The organism is Paenarthrobacter sp. 10L420, assembly GCF_056395385.1.
This window is the reverse complement of the sequence record NZ_JBFTJK010000009.1, coordinates 93227-112812: the sequence shown is the minus strand read 5'-3', so window position 1 is coordinate 112812 and position 19586 is coordinate 93227. Positions and strand designations below refer to the sequence as shown.

Annotated in this window: 19 protein-coding genes and 2 riboswitches; of the genes, 9 read left to right on the top strand and 10 right to left on the bottom strand. The window is 62.6% G+C overall.

All coding sequences use genetic code 11. The annotated features are described in order from the left end of the window. Positions 1 to 7: 7 nt before the first annotated feature. Both AC1DD5_RS14865 and AC1DD5_RS14860 read right to left on the bottom strand, forming a co-directional pair. Positions 8 to 268 (bottom strand): DUF4235 domain-containing protein, encoded by a 261-nt coding sequence (locus AC1DD5_RS14865; RefSeq protein ID WP_216926797.1) that lies wholly within the window; start codon positions 266 to 268, stop codon positions 8 to 10. A 36-nt stretch (positions 269 to 304) separates the two neighbouring features. Then, on the bottom strand, positions 305 to 982 hold the full coding sequence (locus tag AC1DD5_RS14860; RefSeq protein ID WP_477521947.1) for an NUDIX hydrolase: 678 nt from the start codon (positions 980 to 982) through the stop codon (positions 305 to 307). A gap of 131 nt (positions 983 to 1113) precedes the next feature. After that, positions 1114 to 1250, top strand: a riboswitch (TPP riboswitch). A gap of 77 nt (positions 1251 to 1327) precedes the next feature. Between AC1DD5_RS14860 and AC1DD5_RS14855 the strand changes: the two genes are divergently transcribed. The 5 genes from AC1DD5_RS14855 to AC1DD5_RS14835 all read left to right on the top strand — a co-directional run bounded on the left by AC1DD5_RS14855 (position 1328) and on the right by AC1DD5_RS14835 (position 7314). After that, positions 1328 to 1948: an ECF transporter S component gene (locus AC1DD5_RS14855; protein WP_442003399.1), complete on the top strand. Its 621-nt coding sequence runs from the start codon at positions 1328 to 1330 to the stop codon at positions 1946 to 1948. Then, positions 1948 to 3567: an ABC transporter ATP-binding protein gene (locus tag AC1DD5_RS14850; protein ID WP_477521946.1), complete on the top strand. Its 1620-nt coding sequence runs from the start codon at positions 1948 to 1950 to the stop codon at positions 3565 to 3567. The genes AC1DD5_RS14855 and AC1DD5_RS14850 overlap by 1 nt, the downstream gene beginning before the upstream one ends. Next, positions 3564 to 4358: an energy-coupling factor transporter transmembrane component T family protein gene (locus AC1DD5_RS14845; protein ID WP_477521945.1), complete on the top strand. Its 795-nt coding sequence runs from the start codon at positions 3564 to 3566 to the stop codon at positions 4356 to 4358. The genes AC1DD5_RS14850 and AC1DD5_RS14845 overlap by 4 nt, the downstream gene beginning before the upstream one ends. Before the next feature lie 105 nt (positions 4359 to 4463). Continuing rightward, positions 4464 to 5987, top strand: coding sequence for a UDP-N-acetylglucosamine 1-carboxyvinyltransferase (locus AC1DD5_RS14840; protein WP_477514019.1), 1524 nt, complete (start codon positions 4464 to 4466; stop codon positions 5985 to 5987). Positions 5988 to 6114: 127 nt separating this feature from the next. Then, a complete protein-coding gene (locus tag AC1DD5_RS14835) occupies positions 6115 to 7314 on the top strand; it encodes a glutamate--cysteine ligase 2 (RefSeq protein ID WP_477521995.1) in 1200 nt (399 codons plus the stop codon). On the opposite strand, the gene AC1DD5_RS14830 is transcribed toward AC1DD5_RS14835, so the two are convergent. Genes AC1DD5_RS14830 through AC1DD5_RS14815 form a run of 4 tightly spaced genes read right to left on the bottom strand, consistent with a single transcriptional unit; the run spans position 7311 to position 9800 of the window. Continuing rightward, positions 7311 to 7907 (bottom strand): hypothetical protein, encoded by a 597-nt coding sequence (locus tag AC1DD5_RS14830; RefSeq protein WP_477521944.1) that lies wholly within the window; start codon positions 7905 to 7907, stop codon positions 7311 to 7313. The two genes, AC1DD5_RS14835 and AC1DD5_RS14830, sit on opposite strands and share 4 nt — an antisense overlap. A gap of 10 nt (positions 7908 to 7917) precedes the next feature. Next, entirely contained in the window at positions 7918 to 9126 is a 1209-nt protein-coding gene (locus tag AC1DD5_RS14825) for an O-succinylhomoserine sulfhydrylase (RefSeq protein ID WP_477521943.1), read from the bottom strand. Further along, positions 9127 to 9537, bottom strand: coding sequence for a rhodanese-like domain-containing protein (locus AC1DD5_RS14820; protein WP_477521942.1), 411 nt, complete (start codon positions 9535 to 9537; stop codon positions 9127 to 9129). Further along, positions 9534 to 9800 carry a DUF1737 domain-containing protein gene (locus AC1DD5_RS14815; protein WP_477521941.1) on the bottom strand — a complete coding sequence of 89 codons (267 nt, stop codon included), beginning with the start codon at positions 9798 to 9800 and terminating at the stop codon, positions 9534 to 9536. Before AC1DD5_RS14815 ends, AC1DD5_RS14820 begins: the two co-directional genes overlap by 4 nt. Before the next feature lie 14 nt (positions 9801 to 9814). Then, positions 9815 to 9926: riboswitch (SAM riboswitch) on the bottom strand. Between the two features lie 166 nt (positions 9927 to 10092). On the opposite strand from AC1DD5_RS14815, the gene AC1DD5_RS14810 reads away from it, so the two are divergent. The 3 genes from AC1DD5_RS14810 to AC1DD5_RS14800 are packed head-to-tail and all read left to right on the top strand — an operon-like array spanning position 10093 to position 14083. Next, complete coding sequence (locus AC1DD5_RS14810) at positions 10093 to 11421, top strand: NtaA/DmoA family FMN-dependent monooxygenase (RefSeq protein ID WP_477521940.1); 1329 nt, start codon at positions 10093 to 10095, stop codon at positions 11419 to 11421. Further along, positions 11421 to 13034: an aromatic amino acid ammonia-lyase gene (locus AC1DD5_RS14805; RefSeq protein WP_477521939.1), complete on the top strand. Its 1614-nt coding sequence runs from the start codon at positions 11421 to 11423 to the stop codon at positions 13032 to 13034. The genes AC1DD5_RS14810 and AC1DD5_RS14805 overlap by 1 nt, the downstream gene beginning before the upstream one ends. Then, positions 13031 to 14083, top strand: coding sequence for a PLP-dependent cysteine synthase family protein (locus AC1DD5_RS14800; protein WP_477521938.1), 1053 nt, complete (start codon positions 13031 to 13033; stop codon positions 14081 to 14083). The genes AC1DD5_RS14805 and AC1DD5_RS14800 overlap by 4 nt, the downstream gene beginning before the upstream one ends. Positions 14084 to 14279: 196 nt before the next feature. Here the strand turns inward: AC1DD5_RS14800 and AC1DD5_RS14795 are convergent, their stop codons facing one another. Genes AC1DD5_RS14795 through AC1DD5_RS14785 form a run of 3 tightly spaced genes read right to left on the bottom strand, consistent with a single transcriptional unit; the run spans position 14280 to position 16943 of the window. Then, positions 14280 to 14882: a cupin domain-containing protein gene (locus AC1DD5_RS14795; protein ID WP_477521937.1), complete on the bottom strand. Its 603-nt coding sequence runs from the start codon at positions 14880 to 14882 to the stop codon at positions 14280 to 14282. After that, entirely contained in the window at positions 14875 to 15279 is a 405-nt protein-coding gene (locus AC1DD5_RS14790; RefSeq protein ID WP_223934696.1) for a PAS domain-containing protein, read from the bottom strand. The genes AC1DD5_RS14795 and AC1DD5_RS14790 overlap by 8 nt, the downstream gene beginning before the upstream one ends. After that, positions 15276 to 16943: a GMC oxidoreductase gene (locus tag AC1DD5_RS14785; RefSeq protein WP_477521936.1), complete on the bottom strand. Its 1668-nt coding sequence runs from the start codon at positions 16941 to 16943 to the stop codon at positions 15276 to 15278. The genes AC1DD5_RS14790 and AC1DD5_RS14785 overlap by 4 nt, the downstream gene beginning before the upstream one ends. Before the next feature lie 433 nt (positions 16944 to 17376). Here AC1DD5_RS14785 and AC1DD5_RS14780 point away from each other — a divergent pair, with 433 nt between their 5' ends. Then, positions 17377 to 17865, top strand: coding sequence for a carboxymuconolactone decarboxylase family protein (locus AC1DD5_RS14780; RefSeq protein ID WP_477521935.1), 489 nt, complete (start codon positions 17377 to 17379; stop codon positions 17863 to 17865). Between the two features lie 117 nt (positions 17866 to 17982). Here AC1DD5_RS14780 and AC1DD5_RS14775 read toward each other — a convergent pair whose 3' ends face one another. After that, a complete protein-coding gene (locus tag AC1DD5_RS14775; RefSeq protein ID WP_477521934.1) occupies positions 17983 to 19437 on the bottom strand; it encodes an amino acid permease in 1455 nt (484 codons plus the stop codon). Between the last annotated feature and the right edge of the window lie 149 nt (positions 19438 to 19586).

Here is a 19586-nt window from a genome sequence, read left to right as displayed (position 1 = left end):
GCGCGGCCTAGACGATGTCCTGCGTCTTGGCGAAGCGGGCGATGGCACGCTGGGTGCCGCGGCTCGCGAAAACCTGGATGAGCGTACTGACGAAGGCCGAAATCAGCGCGAAGGACAACGCTGAGCGGAGGCTCGTTTCCATATCGTCGTGGCCCGTGGGCGGTTTGTTGCCCGTGGCCTTTTCCCAGCCCTTGTTGACCAACTTGGTGCCGACGAATCCGGCTGCCAGGCTTACTCCGGCACCCAGCAGCTTGAAAAAGAGGTTCATGCCCCCAGCCTAGCCTCACTTCCAGGTGGGTTGGGACTAGCGGCGGTTTTCCCGTTCTTTGAGGAAAGCTGCCATGGAACCGCGTGGTGCGAGGACAGGAACAACGTCGTGATCGGCTTCCCAGACGGCATCCACTGTTCCGAGGCCGGCAATTTCCTTGAGCAGGTAATACGTGGGTGGCATCAGCTGCAATGTACCGGAAGCTTCAGCCGTCAGGATCCCGCCAACAGGCATCCAGAGTGATTGCCACGCTTCGGTGGTTTGATGCTGGGGTTCTGCTTCCGGAGCAGGCTTGGCTACATAGAAGTACGTGTCGAAGCGCTTGGGCATGTCCGTTGGCGTGACCCAGTTGGCCCAAGGGCGCAGGTCCGAGGCATCAAGGCCAAGTCCGGCCTCCTCCCAAACCTCCCGAAGGGCAGCCGTGAGAACCATGCCTGACTTTGCTGTGGCGTGTTCGGGATCGACGGCGATGGAGCTCAAGTGCCAGTCTGCAGCATGCCGTTCAAGCAACTCCGCCGGGTAATCCCATCCGCCCTGGTCTGCGGCATCAACGCGACCTCCAGGAAAAACCACCATTCCTGCGGCGAAGTCCATGGTGGTAACCCGGTGCTGAACGAAGGCTTCGAGCCCGCCCGGGGTGTCCCGCAGCAGGATGACGCTCGCGGCAAGGCGGGCTGGGGGAACTGGGATGTCCGTAGTGGGAAGGTCCGTCATGAAGTACCCCTTTGCCGCGTCGATTCTGCTGGATCATTCTCTCAGGTCTCGTTACCAACCGTTTTGTGACTAACCCCCACCTCCCACGAACACCCACAGGTGTAAACTGAAACACGCCCATAAGGGCAGATTTATAACGACAGGGGAGCGCCGCCGTCGGACCTTGCAGAGATGCAGGAGACGCGAGGGCGCTGAGAGTGCGGACAGCCGCAGACCCTCGAACCTGATCCGGTTAGTACCGGCGCAAGGGAGTCGAGCTTCTCAGAGTGTCCGGAACCGGGCGGCGCAAGCCGGCCGGGAGTTCCGGGGAGCACTTTCCCCTCCTGTACCTCAGGAGGCAGAAAAATGACCACGGCAAGCGTGAAGAAAACCAGTTATAACTGGCGTGTTGTAGACATCGTGGTGGCAGCTTTGATTGCCATCGCCGGCGGCGTGATCTTCTGGGCCTGGTCCCAGGGCGCCGCAATCGTATCCATCCCCATGAACGCCACGTATCCGCCGCTCACCGGTTTGATCGCCGGTGGCTGGATGATCCCGGCCGTCCTGGGCATGCTCATCATCCGCAAGCCGGGCGCAGCCCTGTTCTGCGAAGCCGTCGCCGCCACCGGCGAACTCATCATGGGTTCCCAGTACGGCACCACCGTCCTCATCTCCGGCATCCTCCAGGGACTGGGCGCAGAACTCGTCTTCGCTGCGTTCAGGTACAAGAAGTTCGACCTGTCCGCCGCACTCCTCGCAGGTGCTGGCGCGGGCCTCTTCTGCGGTCTGAACGATTCCTTCCTGCCTTGGGGCTGGAACATCGCCTACGAAGCGATCGACAAGCTGGCCTACATCGCCTTCTGCACGCTTTCGGGTGCGATCATCGCCGGCGCGCTGTCCTGGGTTGCCACCCGCGGGCTGGCCAAGACGGGCGTCCTCAGCTCCTTCGCGTCGCGCAAGGCTGCTTCGGAGCCCGTCTTCAACTAATGCCTGCGAAAGAAGGCAGCAACCAGCAAAGCAGCGGCCAGGTCCGGCCTGCCGCCATCACCGCCCAAGGGTGGGGATGGCGGCATGCCGGGCGTTCCACACCCGCCATCCAGGACCTCGATCTCCGGATCGAGCCCGACGAGCGTGTGCTGTTGCTGGGTCCATCGGGCGCAGGGAAGTCCACACTGCTCCATGCCCTCGCCGGTGTACTGGGTGACGAGGAAGACGATTCGGACGAGACCGGCTCGCTGTTGATCGACGGCGTCGCTCCCCGCGAACAGCGCGGCCGCGCAGGTCTGATGCAGCAGGATCCGGAGACCCAGGTGGTGCTCTCCCGGGTGGGTGACGACGTCGCGTTCGGCGCCGAAAACCTGGCCGTTCCCCGGGATGAAATTTGGGCCCGCGTCCATGAAGCGCTCGACGACGTTGGGTTGCGCAGCGCTGCAGGCGGCGGTTTGGCACTGGATCACCCGACGGCGGCACTCTCCGGCGGGCAGAAGCAGCGCCTTGCGTTGGCTGGCATCCTGGCGATGCGGCCCGGGCTGATCCTGCTGGACGAACCCACGGCCAACCTGGATCCAGTGGGTGTGCTTGAGGTTCGCGACGCCGTGCAGCGCTGCCTGGACAAGACCGGCGCCACGTTGGTTGTCGTGGAACACCGTGTGTCCGTGTGGAAGGACCTGGTGGACAGGATCGTGGTCCTCCAGCCACCCTCGGCCGGGGGCGGTGTGCTTCTGGACGGCCCTCCGGATCAGGTGCTCAGTGAAGCCCGCGCCATGTTGATGGCTGCGGGAGTGTGGGTGCCGGGGTATGTTCCGGCAACTCGCGCCCGCAGGACCGTGTCAGGTGGCCAAGAATCCACCGCCCAACTTCTCCTCGTGGCACAGGACCTGGCTGTTTCCCGTGAAAAGCCACGCCGTCGCCGCTTCAAAACCATCCCACCCCTCCCCGTGCAATCGGGTATCAGTGCACAAGTACGAGCTGGAAGGGCGCTCACAGTCACGGGCCCCAACGGCGCCGGCAAGTCCACTTTTGCGCTCACATTGGCCGGCCTTCTGGCGCCCGTGGACGGCAAGGTGAGTGCCGCCGTCGAACTTTCCGAGGGAGCGGGAATCGACCCTTTCAAGTGGAAGGCCGATCAACTGATTTCCCGCATCGGCACCGTGTTCCAGGAACCGGAGCACCAGTTCGTCACGGGCAAGGTCCTGGACGAGCTGATGTTCGGACCAAAGCATCTGGGACATGGTGAAGAACGCGTGGATGAATTGTTGGAGCGTTTGCGGCTCACGCATTTGGTAGAAGCGAACCCTTACACGTTGTCTGGCGGTGAGAAGCGCAGGTTGTCCGTGGCCACGGTCCTTGCGGCCCATCCGAAGGTGCTCGTGCTGGACGAGCCCACGTTCGGCCAGGACGCGAACACCTGGGCCGAACTGGCATCCTTCCTGTCGGAACTGCTCGATGCTGGAACCGCGGTTGTGTCCGTGACGCACGACGCAGAATTCAGTGCGGTCCTTGGCGGCACAGAGCTGCGGCTGGATCCGGCGGCGTCGCACGTCCCGGACCCGCGCGTCCCCGACCCACACAACGAGGCAGCCCACCAGGAAGCTGGTGCCGCATGAGGGACGCCCTGAACCTGCGCGGCAACCACGCCCTCCTCACACGGGCCAACCCCTTGGTGAAGTTCGTGTCCGTGTTCCTCATTTCGCTGGTGCTCGCGTTGTCGATCGACTGGGTATCCGCTTCGACTGCCCTCATCGCCGAGCTGGCCCTGTTCCCGCTGGCTGGCCTCACGCTCCGGCTTCTATGGCAGCGCGCCTGGCCGCTTATCATCGCTGCAGCGATTGGCGGCTGGAGCACCGCAATCGTGGCGGCCGACAGCGGGGCTGTACTGCTCGACGTCGGACTCTGGTCCATCAGTGAAGGTTCCCTTCAGCTGGGACTGGGATTCATGCTGCGCGGTTTGGCGATAGCGCTGCCAGCGATCCTGCTGATGACCTGCACGGATCCTACCGATCTGGCTGATGCTCTGGCGCAGAAGGCAAGGCTGCCACACCGCTTTGTCCTTGGATCGCTGGCCGCGATGCGCCTGGTGGGGTTGATGGCTGAGGAATGGCAGACCATCGGCATGGCCAGACGCGCCCGCGGAGTGGGTTCGCAGGGCAGCCCGCTGCAACGGCTGAAGGCAACACTTGGACAGAGCTTCGGGCTGCTGGTCCAGGCGGTCCGGCGGGCGTCCCGGCTGGCCATCACCATGGAGGCACGTGGTTTCGGCGGCGGGCAGAGAACGTGGGCCCGGGAATCCACCTACTCACTTCTGGACGCCTGGGTGCTCCTGGGCGGCGTCGTCATCGCTGCAGCTGCGGTACTCACGGCCGTCGGCGCTGGAACGTGGAGTTTCGTCTGGCGTTAGCGCTTCCAACTACAGATATCGCACTATGCGGGTAGCATGTGATGTTTGCCGCTGAATCAGCGATTTGTTGTCCGCTTCTAACTCATTTGTGATATTTTTTTGAGTATGACGCAACCTACCGCCGAACATGTAGGCCTCCTGCTCCGCAACGCGCGAAGCGAAAAGGGCTGGACGCAGGGGCAGTTGGCTTCTGAGCTGGGAACCAGCCAGAGCGCTATCGCCCGAATGGAGCAGGGCAAACAGAATCTCAGCCTCCGAATGATCGAACGGTTGGAGGCCATCTTCGGCCGCTCCATCGTCAAGGTCGGCAAACCGCAGATGACGCACCTCCGGGTGGAGGGTGGTCATACGCTCTCCGGCGAAGTGGATGTCAACAGCAGTAAGAATGCCGGCGTTGCCCTGCTGTGTGCCAGCCTGATCAACCGGGGAACCACCACACTGCGTCGCTTGGCCCGCATTGAGGAGGTCAACAGGATCGTTGAGGTGCTGACGTCCATCGGCGTCGAATGCACCTGGCTCAACGGCAGTGATCTCCGCATCCGCAGGCCCGAGGTCCTTGACCTTGAATCGATGGACGTGGAGGCGGCGCGCCGCACACGCAGCGTCATCATGCTGCTCGGCCCGCTTCTGGACGAGACCGCCGAGTACCTGCTTCCCTATGCCGGTGGATGCGACCTTGGAACGCGAACCGTTGAACCACACATGCAGGCATTGCGCCAGTTCGGGCTCACGGTTGGCGCGAAGTCGGGCTTCTACTCCGTGGTGGCACCCCCTGCCGATGGGCACGACCGTTCCTTCGTCCTCTCCGAACGTGGCGACACCGTCACTGAGAACGCGATCATGGCTGCCGCGCACCGCGAGGGCACCACTGTGATCCGCAACGCGAGCCCCAACTACATGGTCCAGGATCTTTGCTTCTACCTGCAGGGCTTGGGCGTCACCATCGAGGGCGTCGGGACCACTACATTGAAGATCACGGGCCGGTCAGCCATCGACGTGGAGATCGAGTATTTCCCGTCCGAGGATCCCATCGAGGCCATGAGCCTGATCACCGCCGGCATCGTGACGAACTCCGAGGTCACCATACGCCGCGTGCCCATCGAATTCATGGAAATCGAGCTCGCGACCCTGGAACAGATGGGCCAGAAGCTGGAAATCTCGGGTGAATACATGGCCCGCAACGGCAGGACGCGGTTGGTGGATGTCACCACCAAGCCCTCCGAGCTCCACGCGCCACAGGACAAGATCCACCCCATGCCGTTCCCTGGGCTCAACATCGACAACCTGCCCTTCTTCGCCGTGATTGCGGGCAACGCCGAGGGCCAGACCATGATCCACGACTGGGTCTACGAGAACCGCGCCATCTACCTGACGGAGCTCAACAAGCTGGGCGCCCAGGTGCAACTCCTGGACCCGCACCGGATCTACGTCAACGGTCCCACCAAGTGGCGGGCCGCGGAGATCGGTTGCCCACCAGCCCTGCGTCCGGCAGCCTGCCTGCTCCTGGCGATGTTGGCTGCCCGTGGAACCTCGGAGCTTCGCAACATCTACGTGATCGAACGTGGTTACGAGGACCTGGCCGAGCGCCTGAACACCATTGGCGCCAAAGTGGAGTACTTCCAGGACTAGACACGCTTTTCTGCTGGATCATCCTGCTCCCCACGTGGGGTGGAGCCCGGATTTCCCTGGACGCCACGTCGGCAATGGAGCGATGATCCAGCAGAATTTCCCGGGCCGCATGAAGCAGAATGGTGCCATGCGGACTTTCGGGGTGGAGGAAGAGCTACTCATCGTCGATCCTGTGACGGGCGAGCCCTTGGCCCTCGCGGATGCGCTGCTGGCAGGCACGGAACCCGCGCCTGAAACAGGGATGGGGCTGAGCCACGAACTGAAGCTGGAACAAATCGAAACCCAGACCCGCCCGTGCCATAGCTACAGTGAGCTCCTCCAGCAGATCCGGCGCGGACGTGCGATGGCCAATGACGGTGCCAGGAAACACAACGCCCGGGTGGCCGCGCTTGCCACATCACCCCTGGCTAAGAACACCCACACGACTCCAGATCCGCGCTTTGCCGTGATGCTTGAACGCTTCGGGTTGACGGCCCACGAGCAACTGACGTGCGGCTTCCATGTGCACACTGCCGTGGAGTCGCCTGAAGAGGGCGTGGTGGTCCTCGATCACATTCGCGACAAACTTGCTGTTTTAACGGCCATCAGCGCCAATTCACCGTACTGGCGTGGGCTGCCCACGGGTTTCGAGAGCTACCGGATCCAGGCCTGGAACCGTTGGCCAACGTCTGGGCCTTCTGCCGTTTTTGGCTCGTTGACTGCCTACCGGCGCATGGTCCAGCGACTCCTGGACACAGGGGTGCTCCTTGACGAGGGCATGATCTATTTCGACGCCCGCATCTCCCGCAACCATCCCACCGTGGAAGTCAGGGTGGCTGACGTGTGCCTCCGCTCGGAAGACGCAGCTTTGATAGCAGTGCTTGTGAGGGCATTGGTTGAGACCGCTTCCCTGGAAATGCTCGACGGCGTTGAGCCCGCCTCGGTGCCGACGGCCCTGCTGCGGATGGCGAGTTGGCAAGCGAGCAATTCGGGACTTCGCGGAGACCTCCTGGACTTTGGCGACTTCCGTCCCCAACCGGCAGCAGATGTGGTCTGGGCATTGGTGGATTATCTGAGCCCCGTCCTGGACGACCAAGGTGAACTGGGACTGGTGAAGGCTGGAATCTCGGACATCCTTGAGCGCGGGAACGGAGCCCGGGAGCAACGCGATGCAGCAGAGCGTTTCAACAATCGGCAACGTGAGGCACAGAATCCGCCGGGGAGTCCGCCCAGCAATGAGGCGCTGGGGGCGGTCGTTGGACATGCGGTGAAGGTGACGCTTCGTGGCGCTACCGCAGACTCGCACAAGGATCCGGCGCCCATCCTGACCAGGGTCCGCCGGCCCTAGGCTTCAGTGGGGTCTCTCTCTTCCCATGTCATCAGGTACGCCCCAGTCAAGCCCTCGACCAGGTAGAACACGAAAGGCGGGATGTCCTTCTTGGCCACAAGGATGGCGCCGTAGATGGGCGCGCTGGCTGCGGCCGTGACCCCGATCCATCGTTTGGCGGGCGACGCCAGGAGGCTTCCGCCCAGGGCAGCCAAGGCAAGAACGTGGAGCCCGGAGTAAGCGAGGAATGGCGCATTGGATCCCCGGCCGTAGGCAAAGCGTTCCATGTCCGAGGCCCGGCGGGACAAACTCGGCACAAAGAGCGGGGCCCCTGCCAGCAAAGCGGCCGCGGCTGCAACAGCCCACCGCTTCGCCCGTCCGCCCGGAAGACGACCGGCAAAGGCTGCGAATCCCACCGGCACCGCGACGGTTCCAGCCGCTGCGAGGTGCTGCCCAATAACCCAGCCACGCTGGCCGGCCTCAAGCATACGAAGACGTTCGGCGGCGTCGGGGGTGATGTAAACGCGCGACACCGGCGAAATACCTGCAAACCAGATCGCCGTGCCGGCAACGATGACCGCTCCGGCACGGCGATAGGGATGATTCCCGCTCATGCGAGACAGGTTAGACCTGTTTGAGGGCCTTCTCCAGATCCAGAATGAGATCGTCTACATCTTCCAGGCCCACGGACAAACGGACCACGCCGTCGCTCAACCCAATGGCCCCGCGACCTTCAGGCCCCATGGCCCGGTGGGTGGTGGTGGCCGGATGCGTGATGAGGGACTTGGAGTCGCCCAGGTTGTTGGAGATGTCGATGACGCGCAGACCGTCCAGCAACGCGAACGCGGCGTCTTTGGCGGACCGCCCGGAAGAGGGCAGCAGCTCGAACGTCAGCACAGTACCGCCGGCCTTCATCTGCTTCGCCGCCAGTTCGTACTGCGGGTGCGATTTCAACAAGGGGTACTTGACCCAGCTAATGGCAGGTTGCTGCTCGAGCCATTCCGCGATTTTCAAAGCGGAGGCCGAACTGTGGTTCACGCGCAGCCCCATGGTCTCCAGGCCCTTGGTCAATACCCACGCGTTGAACGCGGAGAGCGACGGTCCGGTGTGCCGCATCAGCTGCTTGACCGGGCCATCGATGAATTCCTTGGTGCCCATGATCGCGCCGCCGAGGACGCGCCCCTGGCCATCGATGTGCTTGGTGCCGGAGTAAACAATGACGTCTGCGCCCAAGTCGCCGCAACGCTGCAGCAGGGGAGTGGCAAAGACGTTGTCGACGACGACGGTCGCTCCCGCTGCATGCGCGAGCTCGCTGACGGCGGCGATGTCCACGATTTCCTGCATCGGGTTGGACGGCGACTCGAAGAACACAGCGGTGGTGGGTTCGGAGAGGGCAGCACGCCACTGATCGAGGTCGGGACCATCGACAAACACGGTCTCTACGCCCCAGCGCGGCAGGATCTCATTGAGGATCACGAAGCACGAGCCGAACAGGGAGCGGGCGGCAACCACGCGATCACCGGCAGCCAACAGGGCACCCAAGGCGGTGAACACCGCGGACATGCCGGACGCCGTCGCAAAGCAAGCCTCGGTTCCTTCGAGCAACCGCAACCGCTCCTGGAACGTGGCCACGGACGGGTTGCCGTAGCGGGAGTAAACGAAGCGTTCGTCCTCGCCAGTGAAGGCGCGTTCGGCGGCGGCAGCGGATTCGTAGACGAAGCCGGAGTTCAGGAAAACGGGTTCGGACGTCTCCTGGAAGTTGGTACGGTCAAGGCCACCGCGTACTGCCTGGGTGTCAGGGCTCCAGCTGGCGGCATCGGGATTGAAAGTCACTTAGTCGTTCCCCAGGTTGGTCGGCAGGCCACGGTTCTTCCAGCCGTTGATGGTGCGTTCGCCATACCGGTCCGGGTCACCTTCGAAGCCCTCGAGGACGTTGTAGGCGGTGAATCCGGCCTGCGTCGCGGCGATGGCAGCAGAGATGGAGCGCTGGCCTGAGCGGCAGATGAAAACGAGTTCCACGCCCTCGCCCTCAGGTGCCTGCTGCTGCAGGTCCTCGAGGAAGCGGGAGTTGGGAATGCCGCCGGCGAGGTTCCACTGAATGAACAGGGGATCGTTCTCTGTGGCTTTGGTGTCCGGAATGCCGATGTGTGCCCACTCGGCCTCGGTGCGGACGTCTACCAGGATGGCGCCATCTTCAAGCTTGGCCCACGCGTCCTGCGGGGTCAGGTCACCTGCGTAACTCATGCGTGTCCCTCGAATGCTTCTTCGTCGTCGTCGTTCTCCAACTGGTCAACTGCATTCGCGACGGCGGCGTCTGCGTTGGCGATGGCCACGGGCAGTACGACGGCCTGCGCCACGATGACATCCGTGCCATTGAACGTGGCTGCCGGGCTGCCGTGGAGCACGTAGCCGTCGGCGAGGGCCGTGGTGATCCGCTCACAGAATTCACGGGTATCCGGACCTGTAATCAGGCGGTAGGAGAGTTTTTCTTCAGTGGGTTCAGGCATTGGCTGGTGCTCCTCAGTCACGCTTGCAGTTCGAAGTGTCGATACGCCGAGTAGTCACCTGAGGCACCCCGCCGGAGAGAGGGTTGCCGACCAGCAAGTCAGGGCTTGGCGCTGGTGCTCATTACTCAAGAAAAACGTAACATCCCGCGGCGGCGGCCCGCACTTGCAAGCGGTTACGCGGTCGTCATGTTGCGTAACCGGCCCATGCTGGAGTAGCAGCCTAAATGTGACGTCCCGGGAGCATAATTGACGCAGTACGACCCCCTGTAACTTCGCAAGAAATCAGGTAGCGGTGAACGGACAAGGCAGCCCTACACTCAAGCCCATGCTGCATTTTGGATGGTTCGTGGGGCACGGTTTCGGTGTCCAGGGCTGGGGAACTCCCGCCTACAGCCTGGGCTACGACTGGAAGAAACCTGCCCTGTATCAAGACGCCGTGCGCGCGTTCGAGCAATCCGGCCTTGACCTTTTCATCATCGAGGATTCCCTTACTGTTCCTGATACTTATGGCGGCACTGCCGAGGTCTCGCTGGCACACGCCTCCTTTGCGCCTAAGCATGATCCTTTGGCGCTGGTCCCGTACCTTCTGTCCGCCACCAAGCACCTTGGGATTGTGCCGACCGTCAGCGCATCCTTCTATCCGCCCTTCACAGCCGCCCGGCTGCTGGCCACGCTGCAGCACTTCTCCGAGGGGCAGCTGGGCTGGAACGTTGTCACTTCCGGCAGTGACCTGGCAGCACAGAATTACGGTTTGGACCAGCAGATTGAACACGACCTTCGGTATGAGAAGGCGGAGGAATTCGTCGACGTCGTACGGAGGCTTTGGCGGAGCTGGGAACCTGACGCGGTGCTCGAGGACGTTGAGGCCGGCAGATTCGCCGACCACACCAAAGTGCACCCTATTAACCACCAGGGCGACTTCTTCAAGGTCCGCGGTCCCCTTAACACCGCACCTCTGCCGGAGGAGCCCGTACTGGTGCAGGCGGGTGCTTCTCCTCGGGGCAAAGCGTTCGCAGGTGGGCACGCCGACGTCGCGATCGCGTTGGCGCGTGGCGCTGACGGCATGAAGGCCTACCGGGATTCCATCCGTGCCGAGGCTGCCAAGGCTGGCAGGAACCCCGACGACGTCAAGGTCCTTTTCGTGCTCAAGCCCACCGTGGTTGGCTCATCAGCCGAGGCCGAGGAGTTGCGGGCGCAGCGCCGGGAGCTCACCCAGCGTGATATCGACAGCCAGCTCAACTCGATCTCCTATCTGTCCGTTATCGACTTTAAGCAGTTCGACCTCGATGCGCCGTTGCCCGAATTGAGCACCAACAGCAACCAAGGCACGTTGGAGCACTTCGCCAAGGCAGCGCCTCCGGGGTCTACCCTGCGCCAGATCCTTCAGGCACGCAGCGGTGGTGCCGGCGATTCGATCATCGGCACGGTTGGTGAAATCGTGGACTACTTCGAGGAGACCGGCGAGGCCGTGGGTGGGGACGGCTTCCTCTTCTCGGGGTTCGTGGACCCCGTCACCGTGCACGGAGTGCTGGACAAGCTCACTCCAGAACTGCGACGCCGTGGCCTGTTGAGGAAGAGTTACGGCAACGGCGGCTTCCGCCAGAATCTTCTGGACTTCTGATGTCCTCCGAGCCCATTTCCTCCGAGTCCAGAACCCTGCTGATCGGCACATCGCCGGTGGACCCTGAAAGCGTGGCGCAGGCTGCCCTGGATCCGGGGTTTCACGTGAAACTCAACCAAGATGCGTTGTCTTTGATTGGCCTGTCGCGGGAAGTGCTGGAGCGCGCTTCAACGTCCGGGCAGAGAATCTATGGCCTCAACACCCTCCTTGGGTCGGGCCGCGATACGGCTGTAGAGGAGAAGTCGATTCTTGCCTATCAAATTCAGGTAGTCAGGTACCACAACAGTGGTGTGGGCGACTATCTGGACCGGCCCTCCTCCCGCGCAGTGATTCTCACCCGCCTCGTCGGTTTCAGCCGTGGCGGCTCCGGTGTCCGGCCCGAGACGGCCAGGTTCTATGCCGAAATGCTCAACCGTGGAGTTCTTCCCGCCATCCCGCGCGAAGGCTCGGTCGGCTCGTCGGACCTCACCCAGCTCGCAGCCGTCGCCGCCGTCGCCATCGGTGAAGGTGAAGCGATCGATGCGAACGGCACCTTGGTGCCCGGGGCGAAAGCGCTCGCCGACGCCGGTCTCCAGCCGCTGCGGCTCGCGCCCGGCGAGGCCCTGGCCCTGGTCAGCGCAAACGCCTACTCGGTGGGGGCCGGCACCCTCGCCTTGGTGCGCCTGCAGCAGCTGGCGGAACTTGCCGACGTCGCGCTTTCGCTGTCCTTGGAAACCATTGCGAGATACGACGCCGGCGGGAACCTCAGCCCGTTTTCGCCCGCTATTCAGGCGGGCAAGGCGGTGGACGGGCAGAAGGACTCGGCGGCCGAAGTACGTTACCTGTTGCGCGGCGGATGGTTGGAGGACGTTCGCCCCGAAGTATCCGTGCAGGATGCTTTGTCATTCCGTTCTGCACCACAGACGCATGGCGCTTTTCGATCCTTGGTTTCACAGCTCGGCGCTGCGTTGAACGTGGAGCTGAACGGACGCGGCGACAATCCGTTGGTTGATATCGAAACGGGGCAAATGGTGTCCGGAGGGAACTTTCAACCGATGCAGCTGGCGCTTTCCTTTGAGGGCCTGCGGCTTGCCTTGGCGCATGTGGGGATTTCCAGCGAGCGGCGCATCGCCAAGTTGTATCCGCCACAACGGGTGATCCGGGCGAGGCATCTGGAAGCTGCCGCCAGGCACCTGGAGGATGCGGTTTCTGAGTCCGGACCGGCCGCAGGCCTTGTGCAGGAGGAGTTGCCTGGGCTGCTCTGGTACTCAGCAGCGGGACTGCTGTCCGAACTGAAGTTCCTGGCAGCGCCGGCGACGCTCGGGGCACCCACCCTCTCGGCCGACGTCGAGGACCACTCCACCTTGGCGCCGCTGGCGTTGCAGCAACTCGAAAAGTCGTTGGACGCTTTGGAGAAATTGCTTGCTATTGAGGCTCTGACGGCGTCATATCTGCTGCTCGAAACGGGAGCCGCGCAACCGCTCGGAAAGGGGACTGGCGCCGTAGTGGGTCGGCTGGCTGATGTGCTGGCGGACCGGCCGTCGGCTTCGGACCTGGTGGAGCGTGCGCGACGTGAGTTGCACGATGTGGTGGCGCAGGAATTGGCGACCGCTGAAGGGAAGGGAACAACGTGAGTACCGCAATCCGCAGACATGGCGCCCACTTGGCGGCGGGGCTGCCTGATGGGCTGGATGCCTCCGTCCTGGACAAAGTGGGCAACACTCCGCTGGTGAAATTGGAGGCGCTGGGCCGTGGATTGGGGAGCACCATCCACATCAAGCTTGAGTCGGAGAACCCTGGCGGATCCATTAAGGACCGTACTGCGCTGAGCATGGTCCGGGCGGCCGAGCGCTCCGGAGAGTTACAGCCCGGCGCAACCATTGTGGAAAGCACCTCCGGCAATACCGGCATCGGTCTGGCGCTCATTGGGCGGCTGACGGGGCATCCCGTGGTGGTGGTTACCGGCGACACCATCTCCCAGGAGAAGCTCGCCGCGCTCCACAGCTACGGTGCGCGCGTGGTCCTGACGGACTGGAGCGCGCCCTCCGAATCCCCGGAGAACGCCCGCGCCGTGGCGGCGCGCATCACGGCCGGGACGCCCGGTGCTTGGCGGCCCATGCAATTCGACAACCCTGCCAATCCCGCGGCCCACTATCAAACCACCGGGCCGGAGATCTGGGAGCAGACCAACGGCCTGGTGACGCATTTCGTGGCCGGAATCGGAACTGGCGGGACCATCAGCGGCAATGGCAGGTTCCTGAAGGAGAAGGTTGCGGCATCGCGGCCGGGCGGGCATCTTGAAGTTGTGGGCGCCGACCCCTACGGCTCCGCCTACAGTGGGGGACACCCCGGCGAGATCCTGGTGGACGGGGTGGGTAACTCCTGGCCCCAGGCTGAGTGGCCCAAGGCCTTTGACCGCCCCATTGTTGACCGCTTCCTGCGCATTCCCAACGACGAGGTCTACTCCACCGTGCATCGGCTCCTCGACGAAGAAGGGCTTGCGCTGGGCCCATCATCCGGGCTCGCCGTGGCCGCTGCCCTGAGGGTGGCGCGGGCCGCACCCCACGGTTCAGTGGTGGTGGCCATAGCGCCCGACGCCGGAACGAACTACCTGAGCAAGGCTTTCAACCCGGTGTGGCTGGCAGAGAACGGAATCCACCTGGCCCGCGACGCCACCGAATAGCACCCTCTCTCACATCCAACGGCTTTCCGACGGTTCCTCTCTCACATCCACCGGCTTTCGGACGGTTCCTCTCTCACATCCACCGGCTTTCGGACGGTCCCTCTCTCACATCACGCGGCTTTCCGACGGATGCTCTCTCACGTCCGCACCGCCACGGGGTGCACCCGCCCTCCAACAGGCGCACCCCGAGCGGCGCTTAGCCGGCCGCCAGCCTCCTGATCAACTCCGACTGACCAGGGAACTGCGCCACGAGTGCCTCCACATCTTCACTCGTGGGCTTCGCGGAATCGCTCGGTTCGTAGCCGGGCGACAGGCTGCAACTGACCAGGACAAAGCCGTCCCCAGCCAACTCAGCCCCGAACCAGGTGGAATGCGGTGCCGCACCATGCAGAATCTCACCAGCCTCCGGATCCGGACCGAAGACCGTTGATGAGTACCCCTCCGTCTGCGAAAAGACGTGCAGCCGTATTGATGCACCCAGATGGAAGAACCACAACTCGTCCTGCTTCAAGGTGTGCAACTGAAGGACTTCGCCCGCCTGCAGCAAGTACCAGTTGGAGCTGTACAGCGGATGGTCACTGCCGAAACGAGGTGGCAAGGCCGGGCCAGCGATCAACTCGTCGCTCACCATTGCCGGCGCGAACCAGCCGCCAACGCCCGACGGCGTCATGTCCAAACGCTTGATCCACTCCTTCGCGTCGGGGCTGGTGGAGTCGGGGCTGGCTGAATCCGGGCTGGCTGCGTCCGGGCTGGCGGAGTGGATGCCGGGGCTTCCGCCTGCCAGATCCACGTCAGTCATTGGGAGGATCCGCCAGTGAGAAGCAGACGGTGATCCCGATGATCGCGCCCGTGTCCAGCGACCGAAGGAGCCCCTTCTGGGTCACGATGTCCACATTCACGGTCCCGCCATCCTTCAGCGGGACTTCAATGACCTCATGGAAGTTGAGCAACGGTTTGCCGCTGGCCATCACCTCCTTGTCATGGGCAACATGGGCCGCCCGTGAGTCCTGATGCCCGATCAGTTGGTCCTTGGTCATCCCCACGAGGTCGGCGAAGTTCTGGTTCACCCACAGGAAAACGGAGTTCGCGTCCTTGACTACCCAGTACACGCCGTCTTGCCTGTCCAGGACGTCCGCGACTGTCATCGGGGGCAAGGTGGGCAGGACTGCCGGATCCAGAGCCGGAACCGCGGTCACAGCGCAAGTCCCGTGCCGCCGTCGGCCTCCAACCGCTCGGCCAGGTCCTGCGTCAACGCAACCATTGTCATGGTTGGGTTCCAGGACCCGCCGGTCGGCCATAGTGAACCACCCGCTACGTAGACATTTTCGACGCCGTTGAGGCGGTAGTCGGTGCCGACGGTGGAGTCCTCTTCCTCCCCAATTGGAAGGCTGGAGCTCTCGTGCACCAGTCCCGGAACGCGGCGCTCGGGAATGCCGGGCCGGTCCGATCCCCAGGTTCCGGTGTCCGGGTCGCCGTGCCAATACTCCACATGATCCGCGCCATCGGGTGACAAGACGCGCTCCAACATCTGGAAGGTGCCTTCGTCCATGGTGTCCCATGTGGCATCGTCCGTGGAGTTGGCCAGGACTTGAAGAGTCACGTTGTTGGTGGGGTCGGATCCGCCGGAGTAGCGCAGGTGGTTTTCCGGGTTATCGATGTCCAGTTCGCCCAGTACGGCGCATACAAACACCAAGTAATCCTCTGACGACTGCAGCTGGGCCAACGATGCGGTGGCAACGACGTCTGGTGCGTAACGCTCAGACTTCTGGGCGTTCTTGTCCGGGCTCCGGTCCGAAAGCACTGAAAGCTGCACGTGGTACTGCATCCCAGCGGGGCTCATGCCTGCCAGGTAGATGGCGGCCAGTTCCAACTCGCCCAGGGCCTCGCTGAAGTCGAAGTCCTTGCGGGGGACCCTGGCCACGATGGACGTGATGAAGTGGGCGCTGAACTGCTCGCCAACTCCAGGTACTTCCGGGAAGGAATTGAGGATCAGAGTGGCAGGTGGCAACGTGCCCATGGCAAGTACCAGATTTGCGTTCCCGATGTTCACCACGCCCCGGGTGGTATCCAGCGCAGTGGCCCGGCCGTCCTGCTGGATGATGGTGTTCACCGTGCAGTCGGTAATGATGCGGAGCGGCGATCCCTTGCCCGCCGCTGCCAACCGTTGCTGCTTGTCCGACAGCTCAAGCAGGACCGACGGCGTGGAGAATTTGGCGAAGTCAATGCCTGAGGTTGCGCCCGAAGCTGCAGCCAGCGGTGCTGGCATGGATCGTGTGGCGGAATCGATCTTGTGCAAACCGACCGCCAGCCGATCCTGAAGTGCCTTCTGCATGATCCCGTAAACGGGACGCACGTTGTTGATGAGATCCACGACGTCGGCAGACGCCCCGGCGTCGATTTGGTCGGCGCTGACCACATTCAGCAGGTCCTCTGCAGTGGTGAAATGCGCTTTTGCGGCATCCATGACCGCGCGTGGCCATCCACGCATCTCATCCTCCTCAGGGCGCGGACACCAGGCACTCCACATAATGGAGCGGCCACCATAGAAGGGGACCATGCCGTGCTGCCAGGAGATCTTGCCAGCGGGTTGGTTGGCCGTGGCTGCAGCCAGCGTCCAGGGGAATGTTTCAGAAAGCCCGCCAAGGGTTTCGCGGTAGGGCAACGGAAGGTTTTGGAAATGCTGGGGCAAGAAGAACGGGCCCCGCTCAATAACCAGGATCCTGGCTTGCGGGTTAATCGTCAGGGTCCTCTCTGCGAACGCGTACCCGCAGAACCCGCTGCCGATGACTATATGGTCGAATTGTTCCGTTTCGCGGACGTCTTTCCATTCTTCCTGGCTGAGGAAGAATACGTGATCCATGACCTTCTGCGGAGACGGGTCCTGGGGTCCGGGCGTGGGAAATCCGTGATTGAAATTCTGGGACGAAGAAACTGCACTCACAATGATGCCCTCCATCAACATTCTGTTCTCACGGCGTAGTGAAAACAGTGTGTCCTGCCGGACAGAGAGGGAGTTCTCCCGCCCCAGCAGGGATCACTGCGCCTCAGTGAACCACTGTTGGAAGGGGCACGCAATAGATACTGGGAGCGTATTTATTTGCGTCGTTGGGTGCGTGCGTCATTTGCCATGATTAGTAGTCAAGTATCATTTTCAGTATGTGATGAAGTGGTCATAAATTAGTCAATAATGCGGGCTGGTGGGACGCGTTTGCACTGGATGAGGCTGGCATTCCAAAGCGGGGATGCTCCCTGGGCGGACCAGCACTCCCTGCCTGTTGCGCTAGGCTCCAAGCATGCCTGAACAGGAAACAAAAGCACGTCTCGCCGGCTATCTGGATAAGCAACAGCCCGAGCTTTACGCAACACTGAGCCACTATGCCCAGCAGGTGATTGGGGAAGCCGACCGGACAGGTGTCCCACGCCGGACCATCGAACTTCTGAACTACCTTGCCTCGCAGATCAATGGATGCGCATTCTGCCTGGACCTGCACCATCGCAGGGCGTTGGGGTACGGCGAAACGGAACAGCGTCTGTCTTTGGTAGCTGTCTACAAGGAAGTGGCGCTGTTTGAGCCGGCCGAACGGCTGGCCATGGAAATCACGGAGCAGATCACCCGGATGAGCACGTCACGGCCGAGCACGGAACTCTTCGAGCGGGCCCGTGAACACTACAGCGACGAGCAAATCAGTGTCCTCTGCATGGCAGCCATTGGGATCAATGCCTTCAACCGACTGTCCATCCTGAGCGAGCACCCGGTCAGGACGGTCAAGCCGAAGTCCTGAATTCAGCAGGCCGTGTGGCGGCCTGACCTACTTTCAAAGAACATCAGCCCCTGGGCAACCCGAAATGGTTGCGCAGGGGCTGATCTGCCGTCAAAGAAGGTCAGGAAGCCACGGCTGCTAGACGCCGACAGCCTTCTTGAGCGACCGGCGTCGTCCGTACTTGAAGTAGAAGAACGCGTAGCAGGCGCCTACGAATGGGACGCCGAAGAGCAGTGCCGCCACCTGGTTGGGGTCGAACGCGATGCCGATCAAGGAAACTACGCATAGCGCGAACGCCAGGATCGGAACCAAGGGAAAGAGCGGCGCCTTGTACGGGAGCGTGCTGAGGTCGCCGCCGTTCTTGATAAACGTGCGCCTGTACACGAAGTGCGAGGCAACGATGGACATCCACACGCCCACAGTGGCGAAGCCGGCAATCGAGACAAGCACCAGGTACACGGTTGCCGGCGCAACGATGCTGCTGATCAGCGAGGCCAAGCCGCCGAGCATGCTGACGCACAGGGCAATCATCGGGATCCCACGCTTGGTCAGCTTCCTGAACGCCTTGGGTGCGTGTCCTTCGTCGGCCAGCGAGAAGAGCATGCGGGCGCAGGAGTAGAGTCCACAGTTTCCCGCCGACAGCAGCGCAGTGATGATCACGAAGTTCATGATGTCCGCGGCGAACGGAATGCCGAGCATGGAGAAGACGGTGACGAACGGGCTTTCGTCCACGCTGACCTTCTCATACGGGATGGTCGCTGCGATGACGGTAATGGCCCCGACAAAGAAGATCATGAGACGGATGACCGTGGTCCGCATGGCCTTGGGGATGTTGGCGCCGGGATTGGATGTTTCGCCGGCGGCCACACCGATCAGTTCGGAGCCCGAGAAGGCGTAGAACACTGCCAGGCAGGTCACGAACACGCCCGTGAAGCCGTTGGGGAAAAGCCCTTCGGGCGTGCTGAAGTTGCTCGTGAGCGAGGGGTATTCGCCAGCGGCGAGCGGGTGGAAGCCCATCAAAGCGGCGCCGCCCAGGAGAATCAGGCCGACGACGGCGGCAACCTTGATGAGCGCGAACCAGAACTCTGATTCACCAAAGACGCGCGATGAGATGGCATTCAGGGTGAACAGGACGGTGGCGAAAATAAAGCACCAGATCCAGACGTCGACGCCCGGGAACCAGCGTTGCATGAGCAGGCCGGCGGCAGTGAATTCCGAACCCAACGCTACGGCCCAGCAAAGCCAGTACAGCCAGGCCGTGGCGAAGCCGGTGGCAGGTCCGATGGTTCGGGCGGCATAGATGTGGAAGGCGCCTGAAACGGGGAACGCAACGGCGAGTTCCCCGAGGCATGCCATCACCAGGTAGACCACCACGGCTCCGATGAGGAACGCGAGAACGGCGCCCAAGGGGCCCGCGGTGGCAATGGTGTATCCCGAGCTGACGAACAGGCCTGAGCCAATGACGCCACCCATGGCAATCATCACCAGGTGCCGGGCCTCCATGGACCGGCGAAGTCCTGTCTGTGAGGCGCCAGTCTCCGACTGGGCCTCGGGTGCCGATGCCTCGGCTGTTGTGGGGGAGCTGTGTCCCATATTCCCTCCGGGAAGTTAGCCAGCAAAGTCTGAAGTGGTGTCAGGCGGACGTGATCCAACTAACACGAGAACAAGATTCATCACACGACGGACACCCATTTCAAGGAGGATAAGGAACGCGATTGAACCTCTGTGAAGCTCAATGCTGA